This is a genomic window from Pseudomyxococcus flavus, assembly GCF_050038885.1.
In the GTDB taxonomy this organism is placed as follows: Bacteria; Myxococcota; Myxococcia; order Myxococcales; family Myxococcaceae; genus Myxococcus; species Myxococcus flavus.
Genome location: NZ_CP143624.1, coordinates 6,443,261 through 6,459,698 on the forward strand (window position 1 = coordinate 6,443,261; position 16,438 = coordinate 6,459,698).

General features: G+C 70.7%; 12 protein-coding genes. 6 read left to right on the forward strand and 6 right to left on the reverse strand.

From position 1 onward, the window contains the following. Positions 1–170: 170 nt before the first annotated feature. Positions 171–2,294 (forward strand): type III secretion system export apparatus subunit SctV, encoded by a 2,124-nt coding sequence (sctV, locus tag VZL07_RS27150; RefSeq protein ID WP_426750679.1) that lies wholly within the window; start codon positions 171–173, stop codon positions 2,292–2,294. Positions 2,295–2,517: 223 nt separating this feature from the next. Here sctV and VZL07_RS27155 read toward each other — a convergent pair whose 3' ends face one another. Continuing rightward, positions 2,518–3,582 (reverse strand): FHA domain-containing protein, encoded by a 1,065-nt coding sequence (locus tag VZL07_RS27155; protein ID WP_426750681.1) that lies wholly within the window; start codon positions 3,580–3,582, stop codon positions 2,518–2,520. 31 nt (positions 3,583–3,613) lie between these two features. Next, positions 3,614–4,675: a tetratricopeptide repeat protein gene (locus tag VZL07_RS27160; RefSeq protein WP_426750682.1), complete on the reverse strand. Its 1,062-nt coding sequence runs from the start codon at positions 4,673–4,675 to the stop codon at positions 3,614–3,616. Positions 4,676–4,774: 99 nt separating this feature from the next. Here VZL07_RS27160 and VZL07_RS27165 point away from each other — a divergent pair, with 99 nt between their 5' ends. Then, entirely contained in the window at positions 4,775–5,293 is a 519-nt protein-coding gene (locus VZL07_RS27165) for an outer membrane beta-barrel protein (RefSeq protein WP_426750683.1), read from the forward strand. Here the strand turns inward: VZL07_RS27165 and VZL07_RS27170 are convergent. After that, positions 5,259–6,065 carry an RDD family protein gene (locus tag VZL07_RS27170; RefSeq protein WP_426757381.1) on the reverse strand — a complete coding sequence of 269 codons (807 nt, stop codon included), beginning with the start codon at positions 6,063–6,065 and terminating at the stop codon, positions 5,259–5,261. The genes VZL07_RS27165 and VZL07_RS27170 overlap by 35 nt on opposite strands. Positions 6,066–6,267: 202 nt before the next feature. Between VZL07_RS27170 and VZL07_RS27175 the strand changes: the two genes are divergently transcribed. Then, a complete protein-coding gene (locus VZL07_RS27175) occupies positions 6,268–9,372 on the forward strand; it encodes a cyclic nucleotide-binding domain-containing protein (RefSeq protein WP_426750684.1) in 3,105 nt (1,034 codons plus the stop codon). A 22-nt stretch (positions 9,373–9,394) separates the two neighbouring features. Here VZL07_RS27175 and VZL07_RS27180 read toward each other — a convergent pair whose 3' ends face one another. Then, positions 9,395–10,882 carry a hypothetical protein gene (locus VZL07_RS27180; protein WP_426750686.1) on the reverse strand — a complete coding sequence of 496 codons (1,488 nt, stop codon included), beginning with the start codon at positions 10,880–10,882 and terminating at the stop codon, positions 9,395–9,397. Positions 10,883–11,238: 356 nt separating this feature from the next. Between VZL07_RS27180 and VZL07_RS27185 the strand changes: the two genes are divergently transcribed. Then, complete coding sequence (locus VZL07_RS27185; RefSeq protein ID WP_426750688.1) at positions 11,239–12,780, forward strand: bifunctional metallophosphatase/5'-nucleotidase; 1,542 nt, start codon at positions 11,239–11,241, stop codon at positions 12,778–12,780. Positions 12,781–12,868: 88 nt separating this feature from the next. Here the strand turns inward: VZL07_RS27185 and VZL07_RS27190 are convergent, their stop codons facing one another. Then, entirely contained in the window at positions 12,869–14,404 is a 1,536-nt protein-coding gene (locus tag VZL07_RS27190; RefSeq protein ID WP_426750689.1) for a hypothetical protein, read from the reverse strand. Positions 14,405–14,479: 75 nt separating this feature from the next. Between VZL07_RS27190 and VZL07_RS27195 the strand changes: the two genes are divergently transcribed. Further along, complete coding sequence (locus VZL07_RS27195) at positions 14,480–15,496, forward strand: stage II sporulation protein M (RefSeq protein ID WP_426750690.1); 1,017 nt, start codon at positions 14,480–14,482, stop codon at positions 15,494–15,496. Continuing rightward, a complete protein-coding gene (locus VZL07_RS27200) occupies positions 15,489–15,953 on the forward strand; it encodes an inorganic diphosphatase (RefSeq protein ID WP_426750691.1) in 465 nt (154 codons plus the stop codon). Before VZL07_RS27195 ends, VZL07_RS27200 begins: the two co-directional genes overlap by 8 nt. Here the strand turns inward: VZL07_RS27200 and VZL07_RS27205 are convergent. Beyond that, positions 15,895–16,434, reverse strand: coding sequence for a GNAT family N-acetyltransferase (locus VZL07_RS27205; RefSeq protein ID WP_426750692.1), 540 nt, complete (start codon positions 16,432–16,434; stop codon positions 15,895–15,897). The two genes, VZL07_RS27200 and VZL07_RS27205, sit on opposite strands and share 59 nt — an antisense overlap. Between the last annotated feature and the right edge of the window lie 4 nt (positions 16,435–16,438).

Sequence of the window (16,438 nt, forward strand, 5' to 3'; positions counted from 1 at the left end):
CAGGGCACGACAGGGGGATGAACCCGCGCGGCGGGGCGCGGCGCAAGAACGAAAGTCCAGGTCGGTTGACTGCCCGGCTGCTTCGGCCTCGGCCCGAGCCGGCAGGGCGCACTTCGTGACGCCCCCCCTGACAGAAGGGGGGCGGGTTGGCCTAGGATGCCTGTCCGCTGATGGCTGCCACCAATTCGAACAGCTTCCTCGCCAAGTACTCCGACATCGTCCTCGCCGTGGTGGTCGTGGCCATCGTCGGGATGATGATCGTCCCGCTGCCCACGCTGCTGCTGGACGTGTTGCTGACGCTGAACATCAGCATCTCGGTGGTGCTGCTCCTCGTGTCCCTCTACGTCCCGGCGGCGCTCCAGCTGTCGGTGTTCCCGACGCTGTTGCTCATCACCACGATGTTCCGGCTGGCGCTGACCATCTCCACCACGCGTCTCATCCTCCTCACCGGTGATCCGGGGGAGGTGGTGGTGGCGTTCGGAAACTTCGTGGTGCAGGGCAACTTCGTCGTCGGCGCCATCCTCTTCATCATCCTGGTCATCGTGAACTTCATCGTGATTTCCAAGGGTTCGGAGCGCGTCGCCGAAGTGGCCGCTCGCTTCACCCTGGACGCGATGCCCGGCAAGCAGATGTCCATCGACGCCGACCTGCGGGCCGGCTCCATCGATCAGGAGCAGGGCAAGAAGAAGCGCCGCGACCTGGAGCGCGAGAGCCAGCTCTTCGGCGCCATGGACGGCGCCATGAAGTTCGTGAAGGGCGATGCCATCGCGAGCATCATCATCACCGTCGTCAACATCGTCGGTGGCCTCATCATCGGCGTGACGCAGAAGGGCATGTCGGCCGGCGACGCGGCGCAGAAGTACACGCTGCTCACCATCGGTGACGGTCTCGTCGGCATGATTCCCGCCATCCTCGTGTCCACCTGCGCCGGTATCATCGTGACGCGCGTCGCTGGCGAGGAAGAGGGCAATCACCTGGGCATGGACATGGGCTCCCAGCTGACGGCCTATCCGAAGGCCATCGCCATCGCCTCGGGCATGCTCATCGTCCTGGGCCTGGTGCCCGGTCTGCCCAAGATTCCCTTCTTCCTGCTGGGCATCGGTGCGGGCCTGGGCGCCTGGACGATGCTGAAGAAGCAGCAGCAGGCGGTGGCGGCGGACGAGGCCGGTCCGGCGATGGAGACGGACCTGGGCACGCCGATGGCCACGGAGCCTGCGCCCAAGGAGCCGCTCAACCCGGACTCCGAGCTGTTCATCCCCGTCGTCACGCCCATCGTCCTGGAGGTCTCCGACGCGCTGGTGCCCTACGTGGACTCGCGCCAGGACAACGGGAAGTTCCTCTTCGAGCTCATCCCGTTCATGCGCGATGGCCTCTTCGTGGAGCTGGGCGTCCGCTTCCCGGGCGTGCGCGCGCGAGGCAACGGCTCGCTGCCGCCGGGTGCGTACCAGATTCAAATCAACGAGGTTCCCGTCGTCACCGGCCAGGCCACGCTGGGCCACGTGCTCGTGAACGACACGGTGGACCGGCTGCGGCTCATGAACATCCAGGGCTTCGAGGCGGTGAATCCCGCCACCCGGCAGCCCGCGGCGTGGGTCCCCGAGCAGTACCGCGAGACGCTGGAGGCCGCCGGCCTCACGACCTGGGACGTGCCCGGCTACATCATCCTGCACATGGCCGCCGTGCTGCGGCGCAACGCCCGCGAGTTCGTCGGCGTGCAGGAGGTGCAGACGATGCTGGAGCAGCTGGAGAAGGCCTTCCCCGCAATCGTGAAGGAGGTCATCCCCAAGGTCGTCAACGTGCTGAAGCTGACGGACATCCTGCAGCGCCTGGTGGAGGAGGAAATCTCCATCCGCGACCTGCGCGGCATCCTCCAGGCCCTGGCCGAGTACGGGCAGGTGGAGGCGGACAACGTCATGCTCACCGAGCATGTTCGCGCGTCCCAGCGCCGCTACATCTCCCACAAGTACGCGCGTGGAACGGGCACCCTGGTGGTGTACCTGCTGGACCCGAACATCGAGGACGCCATCCGCGGCTCGGTGAAGCGCACCTCGGCGGGCGCGCACCTGGCGCTGGAGCCGGAGCTGGCGCAGGAAATCGTGCAGGCGGTGCGCTCGGAGTGCGGCCACCTGCCGCCCAGCGCCCAGCGGCCCGTCATCCTCACGGCCATGGACATCCGGCGCTACGTCCGCAAGCTGCTGGAGTACGAGTTCAACCCCTCGTTCTCCGTGCTCAGCTACCAGGAGCTGTCGCCCGAGCTGAACATCCAGCCGGTGGCGCGCATCTCCACGCGCTAGCCGCGGCGCGCCTCACGCCCGCGCGCGACAGGGACGCGCGGGCGGACGCGGCAGCATCCCGCCCGTGGCCTCGGACCCCCATGTACTTCCGCGGGCGGATGCAGCAGCTTGTGAGCGGTGCCAGGGGGACGGGCCCGCGCACGGGCGTCCCTGGCGATGCGGGCCACCTGGCGGCAGGTCACGCAGTCCCGGCGGCACTGGCGGTGCTCACGGCGCCTGGAAACTAGGCGCCCGCGAGCACGGCAATCGTCAGCACCAGGAAGATCAGGCCCACCAGCCCCATGACGATGAGGGGCACGAGCTTCCCCTTGTCCTTCAGCGCGGACATCGCGCTCGGCGCGGCGGGTTCGTCCGGCACGGGGTACTCCGCCGACATCGGCGGGGGCGGCTCCTCTATGGGAGGCTCCTCGGGTGGCGGGGCGGGGTCCTCGGCGGGAGGCTCCTCCGGTGGAGGCGCCGGCTCCTCGGGGGGCGCTGGCTCCTCGGGCGGGGGCTCCACGGGCTTGGGCTCCGGGCGCGGGCGCCGGGGGGAGGGGGGCGGCGCCGCCTTCACCTCGTTCGCCAGCTGGACGGGCTCCTCGGCGGGCTCGGTCGGGTCCACGTACACGAAGCGGGTGGCGCCCACCTCCAGCTCGTCACCATCCTTGAGCTGCCGGCGGTTGACCCGCTTCTTGTTGACCTTGATGCCGTTGCGGCTGCCCAGGTCCTCCACGTGCGTGCCGGACCAGTCGCGGCGCACCTTGGCGTGCTTCCGGGAGACGAGGTCATCCTTGAGGATGATGTCCGCGTCCTTCTCGTCGCGACCCAGGATGACTTCTTTCGCGTCCCCCAGCTCGATGCGCTCGCCCTCGCGGGGGCCGTTCATGAAGCGCAGGTAGCGCTCCTCGCCGCCGGCCAGGCCGCGCATGGCATCCTTCACCATGCCCCGGGCGATGAAGGCCGTCTTCTCGGCCCCGGCCTCGCCGTTCAGGTGGTCCAACACCCGGTCGAAGCGCACGTCGTACGTGGCAATGGCGATGACGTCGCCGTTACGCAGCAGGCGCTTCTCGCCCTTGGGCACCGGCTTGCCGTTGATCTGCGTGCCGTACGAGCTGCCCAGGTCCTCGAGGAAGAAGAGCGTCCCTTCCTGGAGGATGCGCGCGTGGTTGCGCGACACTGCCTGCTGGGCGAGCACCACCTGGCAGGCCTTGTCGCGGCCCAGGGTGATGACCGCGTCGTCGAGGACGAACTCGGTGCTCGGGGCAGCGCCGGCCTCGCTGCGCTGCGTAACGGTGAGACGAACGCTCATCGCGGAAGAGGGGAGTCGAGAAGGCGGGACATCAGAACGTCGCGTCGCTCAGGAATCTCTCACACGTCTGGTACTCGGTGGGGAATTCCTCTGACGTCCCGTACTTCAGGAAGTTCTTGCAGGCGATGGTCGCGTGCTCGCGCTTGTGGGCCTCGGAGAAGAGCTCGAAGAGGCCGTAGTGGCAGGCGGCGTACTTCGAATCCAGCTTCACGCACTTGCGATAGGTGGCCTCCTCCTCGGCCAGCAGCCCCTTCTCCCGGTACTGGCGGGCGAGCATGTAGAGCGCGGGCGCGGAGTTCTCCGCCTGCTGTGTGTCCTTGATCTCCTTGAAGGCCGCGTCGGTGAGGGCCGTCTTGCGCTGGGCCAGGGCCAGGTTGTTGATGCAGTTGCTGTTCTTTTCGTCGAGCTGGGCGCAGTTGCCGAAGGCCTCGCGGGCTTCCGGGAAGCGCCCCAGCTCCATCAGGACGGTGCCCAGGTCGTGCCACATCTGGGGCGAGTTCTGGACCAGCTGCGTGGCCCGGAGGAGGTGCTCACCCGCCTCGTCGTACTCGCCCTCCGCGTAGGCGATGACGCCCAGGGTGTGGTGGGCGTCCGCGATGCCGGGGTTGACGGCCAGGAGGGTGCGCAGCTCCTTCCTGGACTCGTCCAGCTTCCCCATCTTCATCAGGGCCAGGGCCAGATTGTAGCGCGACTCCAGGTTGTCCGGATTGACCTTCAGGGCCCGCCGGAAGTTGTCGTGCGCCTTCCCGTAGGCGCCCTCCTCCAGGTAGATGCCGCCGAGGTTCTGGTAGGCTTGGAGATGCTCCTGGTTGTAGCGCAGGGCCTTGATGAAGTGCTTCTTCGCGTCGTCGTTCCGGCCCGCGTACCGGGCGATGACGCCCTTGTTGGACCAGAGGTCCGCGTACTGGGGGGAGAACTCCAGGCCCAGGTCGCAGAACGTCTCCGCGCGCGTCAGGTCGCCCTTGGCCATCTCCTGGACGCATAGCTCGTTGTTGATGAGCGCCCGTTCATGCGGCGGCGGCGTCTTGACGCAGGCGGTGAACGGGAGGGCGGAGACCAGGGACAGCGCAGCGACAAGTCGGCGGACACGCATGGCGGGGCGAGTGTAGGAGAGCGCCCGCGCTCAGGCAACGCCCGGGGTGGCTTGAATCCAAGCTGTTTTCCGGGGGTTACGCCGGTAGAGTGAGGGCCCATGCGTACCCTGCTCTGCACTCTTGGCTTCACCCTGGCCCTTCTCGCGGCCGCCCCGGCTCATGCCCAGTTCGCCAACCGCAGCCTGGGCGTGTCGCTGGGTTACATGGACTTCAACGATACCCGAGGCCTGGACAACTCGATGTTCGTTGGAATCGACGCCAGTCTCTACATCGAGAACGGCTTCGAGGTGGTCTCCCTCTCCAAGATTACCTTCCCCCGCGACACCACGAGCCGCGACCAGAAGCGCGTGGTGGGCCTGGCGCCGTCCATCGGCATCCGGTACCTGCTCATGGAGGAGTCCATCCGCCCCTACGTGGGTTCGGACCTGAGCTACCTCGTCGTCTTCAAGAACAACGTCAGCAACTTCGTGGGCATCGGCCCCAACGCCGGCGTCGACTTCTTCGTGTCGGACTCGGTCAGCATCGGCGCGCGCGCGCAGTACAACTTCTACATCGCGCTCAACGAGGAGACGCAGAACACGCTCACGCTGTCGCTCGGCGCGGCGGCGTACTTCTAGCCTTCCCCTTCGGAGGCAGCAGGGCGGCGGCCACCAGCAACGCCCACTTCTCGTCCGAGAGGTGGGCGGGCTTCTCCAGCGCCAGCGCGTCCTGCAGCCGCGCGCCGAGCGCGGCGAACAGCCGGAGCCGCGCTTCCATGCGCAGCTCCTCGCGCCGCAGCGCCGCCGTCAGCACCACCTCCCGCTCCTCGGCGGACAGCCGCTTCACGCGCGACACGAAGAGCGGGTCCGTCAGCAGGCCTTCGCCCGCGGCGGCGCCCAGCGCGGCGGGCACCCGCAGGCGGCGCTCGCGCACGACGATGGTCCCCGCCAGCATGTCCCCCAGCCGCTGCTGGTTGCTCGACACGAGCGCGGCAATCCCACCCACCAGGTAGAACACCGGCAGCCGGTCCACCGGGCGCGCCAGGTTGCGCAGCGCCGCGTGGTAGAAGCCGATGCGCACGCCGCTCTCCTGGATGACCCGCAGCGACATCACCCGCTTGCCCACGGTGCGCCCGCTCCACACCGTCTCCAGTGTTATCGCGTAACCCCAGTCCACCAGGAAGTAGACGACGATGCCCAGCGCGCTGGCGAAGCCCGGGAAGGCCATCATCACCAGGCTGAGCGCCGTCAGGATGGCGCTGGTGAGCGCGAAGACGATGAAGGCATCCAGCAGCCACGCCAGGAACCGCGAGTACAGGCCCGCCAGCGTGAAGCGGAACTCCACGTACTCGGGGGTGAGCACCGTGTGGGTGCCGTCCAGCAGCGTGTCGGTGGCGGTCGTCACCGACACAGTGTAGCCGCGCTGGAATCCGAGCGGGCGGACTTGGAGGTCGTTGCTCGCGGCTCCAACGATTTCAGTGTGGCGGCGGAAGTCGGGTGGGGGTGTCCGGCGTGACATGGCCACCGGCCGGAGGGCAGGCGGGCGGGACCTCGCACGACAGCGCTATTCTTGGGGCAGGAGGGCGTGGAGTAGTCTGCCGCGCACTCCCACCGTGCCCCCCTCTGACTCCTCATCCTGGAACCGCCGCCTGTGGCCGGCGGCAGCCTTTCAGTTCGCGCTCATCGCAGGGGTGACGCAGCTGAAGACGGCTTCCAACGCCCTGGTGCTGTCGCGCTTCGAGTCGCAAGCGCTGCCCTACCTGTACCTGCTGGGCGCGCTGATGACGGCGGCGATGACGGTGCTGCCGCGCTCGAAGCCGGGCTCGCCCTTCGAGTCGCCGGGGCTGCTGACGGGCATGGGCGGGGTGGTGTCGCTGGTGCTGGCGGCGGCGCTGTCCGCGGGGCAGCGGTTTCCCGCGCTGGCGCTGTATCTCTTCGCGGACACGTTCTCCACGTTCGTGTCCTTCCGCTTCTGGGGCCGCATGGCCGCCACGTTCGACGCGCGCGAGGCGCGGCGGGCCTTCACCGCGCTCAACGGCTTCGCCATGGGCGGCGGCATCGCCGGAGGCCTGCTGGTGCAGGGGCTGGCGGAGAAGCTGGGCACGCCGGCCATCGTCGTGAGCGGGGCGCTGGGGTTGCTCGCCGCGGGCGCCATCTTCCACCACCTGTACAAGGGCGTGCCGCCCCCGCCCCCGCGGGGCCGCCCCGCGTCCTTCCTGGGGCTGCGCTACCTGGCGGAGAGTCCCTACGCCCAGGTGCTGGCGGCGCTGGGCATCGCGTTCGCGGTGCTGTCCTCGTTCGTGGACTACCTGTTCCGGCTGCGCCTGGAGGGCACGCTGAGCGAGGACGCGCTGACGGCGCTCTTCGGCTCGCTCCAGCTGTGGATTGGCCTCTTCTGCGTCGCCTTCCAGCTCCTGGTCGCGCAGCGGCTGCTGAAGCGGCTGGGGCTCTTGCGCTACGTCGCGCTGGTGCCCCTGGTGCTGGCGCCGCTGGCGGGCGCGGCGCTGGTGACGCCCAGCCTGTGGCCGGTGCACCTGCTGCGCCTGGTGGAGACGGCGGTGAGCTACTCCATCCTCCCGGTGGGCATCCAGCTGCTCTACGCGGCGGTGCCGGACGACCAGCGCGAGGGCCTGCGCGCCACGGTGGACGGCCTGCTGCGCAAGGGCGGCGTGGTGCTGGCGGGCGTGCTGCTCATCGGCGCGGGCCGCGCGGCCAACGGCGTCACCATGGCGGTGGCGGTGGTGGGCATGTGCGCCGCGCTGGGCCTGCTGCTGGTGCGGCTGAAGCCCGCCTACGTGGCCGCGCTGGGCGAGCAGGTGGGGGCGCCCGAGGAAGAGGACGTGGCGCTGGAGGGCGAGGAGGAGCAGCGGCTGCTCGCCGAGGCCCTGGCGGCGCCGGCTCCGGAGCGGGTGCTGCGCGCGGTGGCGATGATGGAGCAGGCGGAGGTGCCGCTGCGGCCGTACCTGCCCGCGCTGCTGCGCCACCCGCACGAGCGCGTGCTGGAGCGCGGCGTCTCACTGGCCCTGGAGCTGGAGGCCCACGAGCTGGCGCCCGTGCTGGAGCGGCTGGTGGAGGAAGGGCCGCGCCGTCCCAGGGATCAGGCCGTGTGGGCCCTGGCGCGGCTGTCCCCGGAGCGGGCCGAGCGCCTGCTGCCGGCACTGCTGAACCACCCGGACGTGGGCCTGCGGTGCGCGGCCATTGGCGCGCTGGTGAAGTCGACGGGGAGCGCCGCGGCGCTGGATGCGCTGCAGGCGATGCTGTCTCGCGGCGAGGGCGCGCCCGTGGCCGAGCGCCGCGAGGTGGCGCGACTGCTGGGGCGGCTCCAGGACTCGCGCTTCGCGGAGCCGCTGGCGCGCTACCTGGAGGACGCGGATGGCTCCGTGCGGCATGTGGCGCTCGTGGCCGTGGGCAAGGGCGGCTACGCGGAGCTGGCGCCCCGGGTGCTGCCGTTCCTCACCTGGCGCGAGGAGCGCAAGGCGGCGCGCGAGGCGCTCGTGGCGCTGGGAGACCAGGTGACGCCGCTGGTGGAGGACCAGCTCAACAACCTCACGGCGCCGCTGGCCATGCGGCTGCAACTGCCTCGCGTGCTGCGTGGCATCGGAACGCCGGCGGCGCTGGACGCGCTGCTGTTCTCCAACGTGCGGGACGACGCCTCGCTGCACTTCCGGATTGGCGCGCAGATGTCGCGCCTGCGGGACGAGCACCCCGAGCACCCGGTGGACGTGGAGCGCGTGCGCGAGGCCCTGGGGCGGCGGCGGGAGGTGTACCGGAACCTGGTGGGGGCCTTCCGCGACCTGCGCGCGGCGCTGGGGGATGGCTCGCTGCTCACGCGCGCCGTGGGCGACCGGATGGACCAGGCGCTGGAGCTGTGCTTCTTCCTGCTGGGGCTGCTCCACCCGTCGCACGTGATGCGCGGCATCCACTACAACCTGGTGGGGCCGGACCCGCGCCGCCGGGCGCTGGCGCTGGAGCTGCTGGAGAACCTGGTCGACGAAGAGGACCGGGAGCTGGTGATGGAGCAGGTGGAGGCCCACCACCGCGAGCTCCCGCCCGGGGCGCCGGGCCGGTTGTGGCGGCGGCTGGCCGCGTTGGTTCAGAGCGAAGACGGAGTGCTGCGCGCGTGCGCCCGCCACGTGGCGTGGGTGAACGGGCTGCACGTCCTCCCGCAGGAAGGTGACATGAGTGACAGAACGGTCCAGCGGATGTTCGCGCTGGAAGGCGTGAGCGTCTTCTCCCAGAGCGACGTGGACGACATCGCCGCCATCGCCGCCGTGGCCCGCGAGGCCTCGTTCCGCGCGGGTGAGCGCATCTACGCCCAGGGCGATCCGGGCGACGCGCTCTACGTCATCGTCGAGGGCGCCGTGGATGCCTTCCACGACGGCGAGCACGTGCTGCGCTTCCAGGGCAAGCAGGCCTTCGGTGAGGTGAGCCTGCTCGACGGCGCGCCGCGCCCCACGGACATGGTGGCCGCGGTGGACACGCGCGTGCTCATCATCGACCGGCGGGACTTCCTCGACCTGCTCGCGGACCGGCCGGAGCTGCTGACAGGCTTCTTCCGCGCGGTGAGCCTGCAGCTCCAGGCCCTCATCGCGCTGCCCGACTCCCGCGAGACGGGCGAGCGGCTGGAGATGACCGCTCCGCTGGGGCCCCTGGCGCCGCCGCTGCCGGACGGTCCTTCGCCGGACGCCAGCGACGACCGCTCCCGCGACGACACCTGAGCGGCGCCTGGAAGCCCCGCCGTCACCACACGTCGGCGGGCCGGGGCACCTGGGCCGAGGGCGGCGAGGCGTCCGCGCCGGCGGCGAGCGCCTTCCTGGCCGCGGCCACGTCCTCCTCCAGCAGGTGCGCCGAGGCCACGGGAATGAGTGGCCGGATGAAGAACTTCATCGGAGGGAACGAGCCCATGAAGCGGACCACCGCGAGCCCGGCGAACACCCAGGGGTGGCGCTCCGTGCTGGCGACGGGTGCGAGCACCTCCTCCGTGCGCCGTCCCCAGGACGCGCCGTACCGCTGGAGCACGCCCCACCGCAGCCCGGGCACCCGCGTGGTGAGCGTCGTCCACGCCCGCAGGAACCAGGGCGGCCGCGTGGGCCCCGCGGAAGGCTCCCAGGCCCGTGAGCTCTTGGCGGCGGTGAAGACCATCGCCCACCACGCGCTCCAGGCGGTGAACAGGAGGGTGAACACGGCGTGGGAGAAGCACACGAAGGGGAGGGTGACCACGAACAGCGCCGGCACGCCCACCATGAGCAGCAGGAAGGCGCGCCAGCGCCGCTTCAACTTCTTGCGCATCCACGGGAAGTTGACGCGCACGCGCGGCGTGATGTCCTCTTCTTCTGGCTCCAGCCCCGTGAGCAGGCTGGCCTTGCGGGAGATGGCGTCGTGGTAGTCCCGCGACAGGGCGATGACCACCCACTGCGCCAGCTGCAACGCGGCGAACAGCGCCGCCCAGAAGGCCAGGCTCCACACGGAGAAGCCTTTCACCGTCCACCACGCGTCACCCGAGCGGGACGCGGGAGCGTCGTCCACGGCGTCCAATCGGTCCGCGGACGTTCCGGGCTCGGCCCGGTCCGACGTCGCCTCGGCCGAGGCCCGGGCCACCTCTTCATCCACATTGTTCGCGACCTCGAGCGTCAGCGCCGCGATGGCTTCCGCCAGGGAGGCGCCCGCGTCGGTATCCGCCCCCCGGAGCGCGGCCTCGAGGTCCTGGACACGCTGGTCGAGCCGGGCGTCCGCCGACAGGCCGGCGGCGGGGGAGGCGTCTCCGGGCTGTGGGGCACCAGCTGGGGAGACTCCGGTCTCCAGGGGCGCCCCGGGGACCTCCGGGGGCGCCTCTTGGGCATCGGCGCTCCGGGCGGCTTCCGAGCGGGACGGGCCGGCGCCGGCCGCGGGATTCTCGTCGTCCGCGGGCGTTGCTTCAGGCCCCGCGGGGCTTTTCGCGACAGCGGCTTCGGGAGGCGCCTCCTCGTCGGCCGCTTCCGACGCGGTGTCACCCCGGGCCGCTGCTTCGGTCTGCTTTCGCCGGGCAATCTGCGCGTCGATGGCTTTGAGGCGCTCGATGGTCTCCGCCTCGACCTCTTTCACGCGCCGGGCCGCCTCTGCCTCGGTCCTCTGGATATGTCGCTCCGCGAAGGCGGTCAGGACCTTCTCGACCTGGGCCGCCTGGGCCCGCTCCCTGGCGCGAGACTCCCGCTTGCTGGCGCTCTTCGCCGCTTCAGTTCCGGAAGTCATGCAACTCAAGGCCAAGGCCAGAGCTGCAATGGATTGGAGAAGCCCGACACGGATGTATTGTTTGCGTGCGACCGGGTCTCCCAGCAGCGCCCCGCCGATATGAAACGGCAGGCTCACGCCGTAGAAGAACTGGCGCAGGCGGCCCTCGGGCGGCTTCCGGTCCTTCCGCGAGAAGTGACGCGCACCCGCGCTCACCTCTCCCCAGAGCTCGCGTGCCCGGGCTTCTCCCTGCCCGGCAAACCCCTGCTCTGTGTGTTTGTGAACCTTGCCTTCGGGTGAGGAAACGCCGTGCCCCGTGTCGCTGTCTGCCACGTGTCTCAGCGTAGCACGAGCCGAGTTGTGCTAAAGGCGCACCTGTGAGCGCGAACCCACTCCGTCCTCGTCCCTTCTTCCAGCCGCTGTCCGGCGTGCTGGTGCTCGCCCTCGGTGCCGTCACCGGATGCGAGAAGAGCAATTCCACTCCTCCTCCCGCCGCCCCGGAGGCGAAGGCACCGCCCCCTGCTCCCAGCGAAGTCACGTTGCTCGTGACGGGCGGCGCGTTCGGCCAGCTCCAGCCCGTTGAGGGCAAGGGCGGCGCGGCGGAGCTGCTCGGCCGCTGGGTGGCCGACGAGAAGCACTGTCCCGGCCCCGTGAAGGAGGGCAAGGCCACGTGCGCCGACTCCAGCACCCTGGCGCTCGCCACGGGTGACCACTGGAATGGCCCGGCCATCTCCTCCTTCTTCCTGGGCACGCCCACGGCCGAGGTGATGGGCCGCATGGGCTACGCCGCCTCCGCCCTGGGCAACCACGAGCTGGCCTTCGGCAAGGAGGCCTTCCTGAAGAATCGCGGCGCGGGCGGCTTCCCGTTCCTCGCCGCCAACCTCAAGGTGAAGGACCCGGCGCTGGCGGGCGACCTGTCCATGCCCGCGTTCCAGGTTTTCGAGCGCCGCGGCCTGAAGATTGGCGTCGTGGGCCTCGCGTCCGAGAAGACGGTGCGCACCGCCATGCCGGGCCGCGCCGAGGGGCTCGAGGTGACGGGCTACGAGGAGGCGCTCTCCACGGCCGTCCCCGAGGCCCGCAAGGCCGGCGCGGACGTGGTGGTGGTGCTCGCCGACGAGTGCGTCACCGACCTGCAGCCCGCGGTGGCGAAGCACCCGGAGTGGAAGCTGGCCCTGGTGGCCGGCGGCCGCTGCCCGCAGCCCGTCGAGGTGAAGGACGGCGCCACGAGCTTCGTGTCGCTGGACCGCGGCTTCGGCAAGTACCTGCGCGCGCACCTCACCTTCGACCCGGCGAAGCCCGCTGGCGAGAAGCTGACGGGCCTGGAGACGAAGGTCGTCGAGGTGTCGGGCGGCACGCCGGACGCGGAGACGGTCCAGCTCGTGGGCAAGTGGAAGACGCAGCTCGACGAGGTGCTGGGCCAGCAGATTGGCTTCACCAAGGCCGGCATCCCGCAGTCGTCGCCGCTCATGGCGAAGTGGGTGGCGGGCGCGGTGCGCGAGGTGCTCGGCACGGACGCGGCCATCCTCAACAGCGGCGGCATCCGCGGCGACCTGCCCGCGGGCCCGGTGACGCGCGGCAGCATCTACTCGGTGATGCCCTTCGAGAACACGCTCCTGATGGTGAAGCTGAAGGGCGAGGACCTGGCCCGGCAGCTGGCCAACCCCAACGCCCTCATCTCCGGCTTCACGCCCGCCGGGAAGGGCAAGTTCAAGGACGCCAAGGGCAAGGCGCTGGACCCGAACAAGGAGTACACCGTCGCCACCGTGGAGTACCTCTACTTCGGCGGTGACGGCTTCGAGTTCGAGAAGCTGGCCCCAGAGCCCACCGAGACGGGCATGGCGTGGCAGACGCCGGTGGTGGACTGGACGAAGCAGAAGGAGAGCAGCGAGAAGAAGCCGATCGAGAAGCTGGTGAAGTAGTCCAGGCGACCCGCGTCGTACGCGCCGAGGCGCCGGAGGAGCCCCACCCAGGGCCCTTCCGGCGCTTCGCCGTTTCACGGGGCGGGTGTCACGGCAGCTGCGACGCGGGGGCCGCGGTGGGGCGCCCCGCTCCGTCCAAGGGGACCTCGGCGCCGCACACGGCCTGGTAGCGGGCCAGCGTGTCGTGCACCGTGCGCCGCAGCCGCTGCGGTGTGCCTTCGTGCAGCATGTCCGCCGCGAGCTCCTGGGCGTCCAGCGCCTCCGGGCAGCGCCCGAGCTGGAAGAGGATGGTGGACCAGGTGTCCAGCACGGCGGAGTTGCCCGGCGCCAGCGCGAGGGCCCGCTGCGCCGCGGCCAGTCCCTTTTCCGGCTGGGCGGTGCGCGCGTAGAAGCCGGCCAGCCCGTTCTGCGCGCTGACGCTGTCGGGCAGCAGCTCCACCGCGCGCACGCGTGCGGCCTCCTGCTCCTCGGACGTGTTGCCCGCCGCGTCCAGCGCCTGCGCCAGGGCGTCCCATGCGTGGCCGCTGTCGGGGTGCCGGTCCACCAGCTCCCGCGCCAGGGCGAGCCTGCGGAACGGGTCCTCCGTGGAGCGGATGCGCAGCAGCATGGCGTCGACGTTGCCCGGCTCCTCGCGCGTGGCTTCCTCCATCTCCCGTTCGATGTAGGGCAGCCGCTCCTCCAGCGGCGCCGCGCCCGGTGACATCAGGAACAGCTGTGCGCGGACGGCGTGGACCTCGGCCGTGCGCATGGGGCGCGTCTGGAGCGGGCTCGGCACGAGCGCCAGCGGCGCCGTGGTGGTGCGGTAGTTCATGTGGCCAGGGCGGCGGACGTAGCCGTGCAGCTCGCCCGCCAGGTCCTTGGCGCCGTGAAAGGCGGAATCGAAGGCGTGCCGGGGCTCCTCGCCGCGCATCAGCCGCTTCTGGAAGTCCTCGAAGCGCGCGCCGTGCCGGCTGATGAAGAAGTGCACCCACAGCCACGAGGACGCGTAGTACTGGCGCGACTCGGCGGTGCTGAGCATCCCCTTGCGGTCCCACTCCCAGAGCTCGTCGAGCGTGCGCCAGCCGTGGCGCCACACGTGGTTGTAGAAGGCGTCATGGAGCCGTCCGAGGATGACCTCGCGCCGCTCCGGCCGCAGGGCGATGGTCTCCAGGTAGCTGGCCAGCCCCTCCGACAGCCAGCGCGGCTGGCGCACGAGCGCCCGCTCGGAGAGGTAGTGCGTCAGCTCGTGGGCCTGCGTGGTGATGTCTGCCGTCGCCTCGCTGAGCGCGTAGGCGTGGCCGGCCAGCACCAGCAGCGGGCCGTCCTCGGTGCTGGTGGAGAAACCCTCGATGCGGATGTTGGTGAACTCCTCCAGCGCGCTGCGGTTGTGGAGCAGGATGATGTCCACCGTGCCCGGCGGGTCGAAGCTGCCGCCCCAGGCCTGGAGCAGCCCCTGCCGGAGCATCTCCAGCTCCTGGGCCGCTTCCTCGGCCGTCGTCGCGTCCAGGTTGGTGCGGACGGTGAAATGCGGGCTGCGCACCTCCACCCAGGGGCGGCCGCCCTCCCGGGGACACAGGGCGCGCATTCCAGCGCATCCCGACAGCAGCGCGAGCATCCACGCCAGCAACACCATCCGACACGTCATGAACCTGCGTTTTCCCACAAAGCGCTCGCCGAGGGCAGGGTGGCCCTTCGCGTCGCTGGGGTAGAGTGCCCGGCCATGGAGATGGCGGAGTTCATCGAGTCCCGCAGGCCGCGCTGGGAGCAGCTGGAGTCGCTGCTGGACCGGTCCGAAACGCAGGGGCTGCGCGCGCTGAGCCTGGAGGATGCCCGGACGCTGGGCCGGCTGTACCGCGCCGTTTCCAGTGACTTGCTGTGGGTGCGCGCGCGCAGCGGCTCGGCGGACGTGAATGCCTACCTCAATGACCTGGTGGGCCGTGCCTATGCGTTGACGTACCCGGGCCGGCGCGCGCGCTTCGCGGACGTGTGGGGCTTCGTGGCAAGGGGCTTCCCCGCGCTGCTGCGCCGCGAGTGGCGGATGTACGTGGCGTCCCTGCTGCTCCTGCTGGCGGGCATGGGCTTCGGCTACGTGGGGATGATGGTGGACCCCGACGGGGCGCACTACCTCGTGCCGGCCGAGCACCTGAACCTGGACCCCATCCAGCGCGCGGCGGACGAGGCCGCGGGGCAGGGCATGTCGGCGGAGGAGCAGGCCCAGTTCACCACCTTCCTCTTCACCCACAACATCCAGGTGGCCTTCCTGGCCTTCGCGCTGGGAATCACCGCGGGGTTGGGCACGGCGCTGATGCTGTTCGTCAACGGGCTGTTCGTGGGGGCGCTCGCGCAAGTCTACGCGGCCAAGGGGATGGCGGGCTGGTTCTGGGCGTGGATTCTCCCGCACGGCATCCCGGAAATCACCGCCATCTGCATCGCGGGGGCCGCGGGGCTGGTGATTGCGCGAGGCATGGTGGCGCCGCGCGGGCTGCCGCGGGGCCTCGCCGTGAGGCAGGAGGCGGTGACGGCGGTGAAGCTGCTGTTCGGCACGCTCCTGCTGTTCGTGCTCGCGGGCTTCATCGAGGGCACGGTGTCCCAGATTCATCCCCCGAAGCTGTCGGTGGCCTTCAAGGTGTCCTTCGCGCTGACGGTGGGCGCGGGCGTCTACGCCTACCTGATGTCGGACTGGCTGCGCGGCGGACGCGCGGCGCCGGGTGACACCGCCGGGGCAGCCCATGGATGAGCGGCTCTGGGTGCCACCGCTGCCGAGCGAGCCGGAGGTCCTCATCGAGTGCCCGCGCTTCTCCTTCGTGAAGCGCCGCGCGGACGGGGCGGTGGACTTCGTGTCGCCGCTGCCGTGCCCGTACAACTACGGCAGCATCCCGGGCCTGACGTCGGATGAAGGGGACCCGCTCGACGCAGTGGTGCTGGGCCCCCGGCTGGCGCTGGGCCAGCGCCTGCGTGTGCCAGTGGTGGGCGTCATCGGCTTCGTCGACGCGGGGCGGGGCGACCCGAAGGTGGTGTGCGCCACCGCGCCCCTGACGGACGCCGAGCGCGCGGGCCTGGAGCGCTTCTTCCGCGTCTACGCGCGCTTCAAGCAGGTGCTGCACCGCGTGCGCGGCAACGCGCCGGACACGCGCTTCACGGGGTGGCTGCCGCTTCCCGCAGCGGCTTCGACATCCGCAGCACCCGGTACGTGAGCAGGCCCTCCTTCCGGGGCCCCACCCATTGCTCCTCCTGGAAGCCCATGCGCGTCCAGAACCGGAGGGCGGAGGGATTCGGCTCCGCCACGCCCAGCCGGAGCAGCCGCGCGCCCTGGCCGCGCATCCAGTCCTCGTAGGCCCGGAGGACGGCCTCGCCGCGCCGCTGCCCGCGGACCTCCGGCGCCAGCAGCATCAGGCCGAGGTACCACGCCTCCGGCACCGGGAAGTCACTCACCCCCTCCAGGATGCCCACCAGCTGCCCTTCCGGAGTCCACAGCGCGAGCTGGTGGCCCTTCTCCGGAGGGACTTCCCTGGGACGCTCGGCGGGAAGCTGCAGCGCCTCGTCCGGGCGCGCCGGCCGGCCGTAGCAGCGGAGGAAGAAGTCCTCGCATCGCTCCAGCAAGGGTTGGAACACCGCCACGTCCGCGTCGGGGATGCGGGTGGCGGTGAGGTCCGCGGCCTGGAAGAGGGGGCGCATGGCC

Bases quoted from the DNA above. Each gene is read 5' to 3' on its own strand.
- sctV (WP_426750679.1), top strand. From the start codon at position 171: ATGGCTGCCACCAATTCGAACAGCTTCCTCGCCAAGTACTCCGACATC.
- VZL07_RS27155 (WP_426750681.1), bottom strand. From the start codon at position 3,582: ATGAGCGTTCGTCTCACCGTTACGCAGCGCAGCGAGGCCGGCGCTGCC.
- VZL07_RS27160 (WP_426750682.1), bottom strand. From the start codon at position 4,675: ATGCGTGTCCGCCGACTTGTCGCTGCGCTGTCCCTGGTCTCCGCCCTC.
- VZL07_RS27165 (WP_426750683.1), top strand. From the start codon at position 4,775: ATGCGTACCCTGCTCTGCACTCTTGGCTTCACCCTGGCCCTTCTCGCG.
- VZL07_RS27180 (WP_426750686.1), bottom strand. From the start codon at position 10,882: ATGACTTCCGGAACTGAAGCGGCGAAGAGCGCCAGCAAGCGGGAGTCT.
- VZL07_RS27190 (WP_426750689.1), bottom strand. From the start codon at position 14,404: ATGACGTGTCGGATGGTGTTGCTGGCGTGGATGCTCGCGCTGCTGTCG.
- VZL07_RS27195 (WP_426750690.1), top strand. From the start codon at position 14,480: ATGGAGATGGCGGAGTTCATCGAGTCCCGCAGGCCGCGCTGGGAGCAG.
- VZL07_RS27200 (WP_426750691.1), top strand. From the start codon at position 15,489: ATGGATGAGCGGCTCTGGGTGCCACCGCTGCCGAGCGAGCCGGAGGTC.
- VZL07_RS27205 (WP_426750692.1), bottom strand. From the start codon at position 16,434: ATGCGCCCCCTCTTCCAGGCCGCGGACCTCACCGCCACCCGCATCCCC.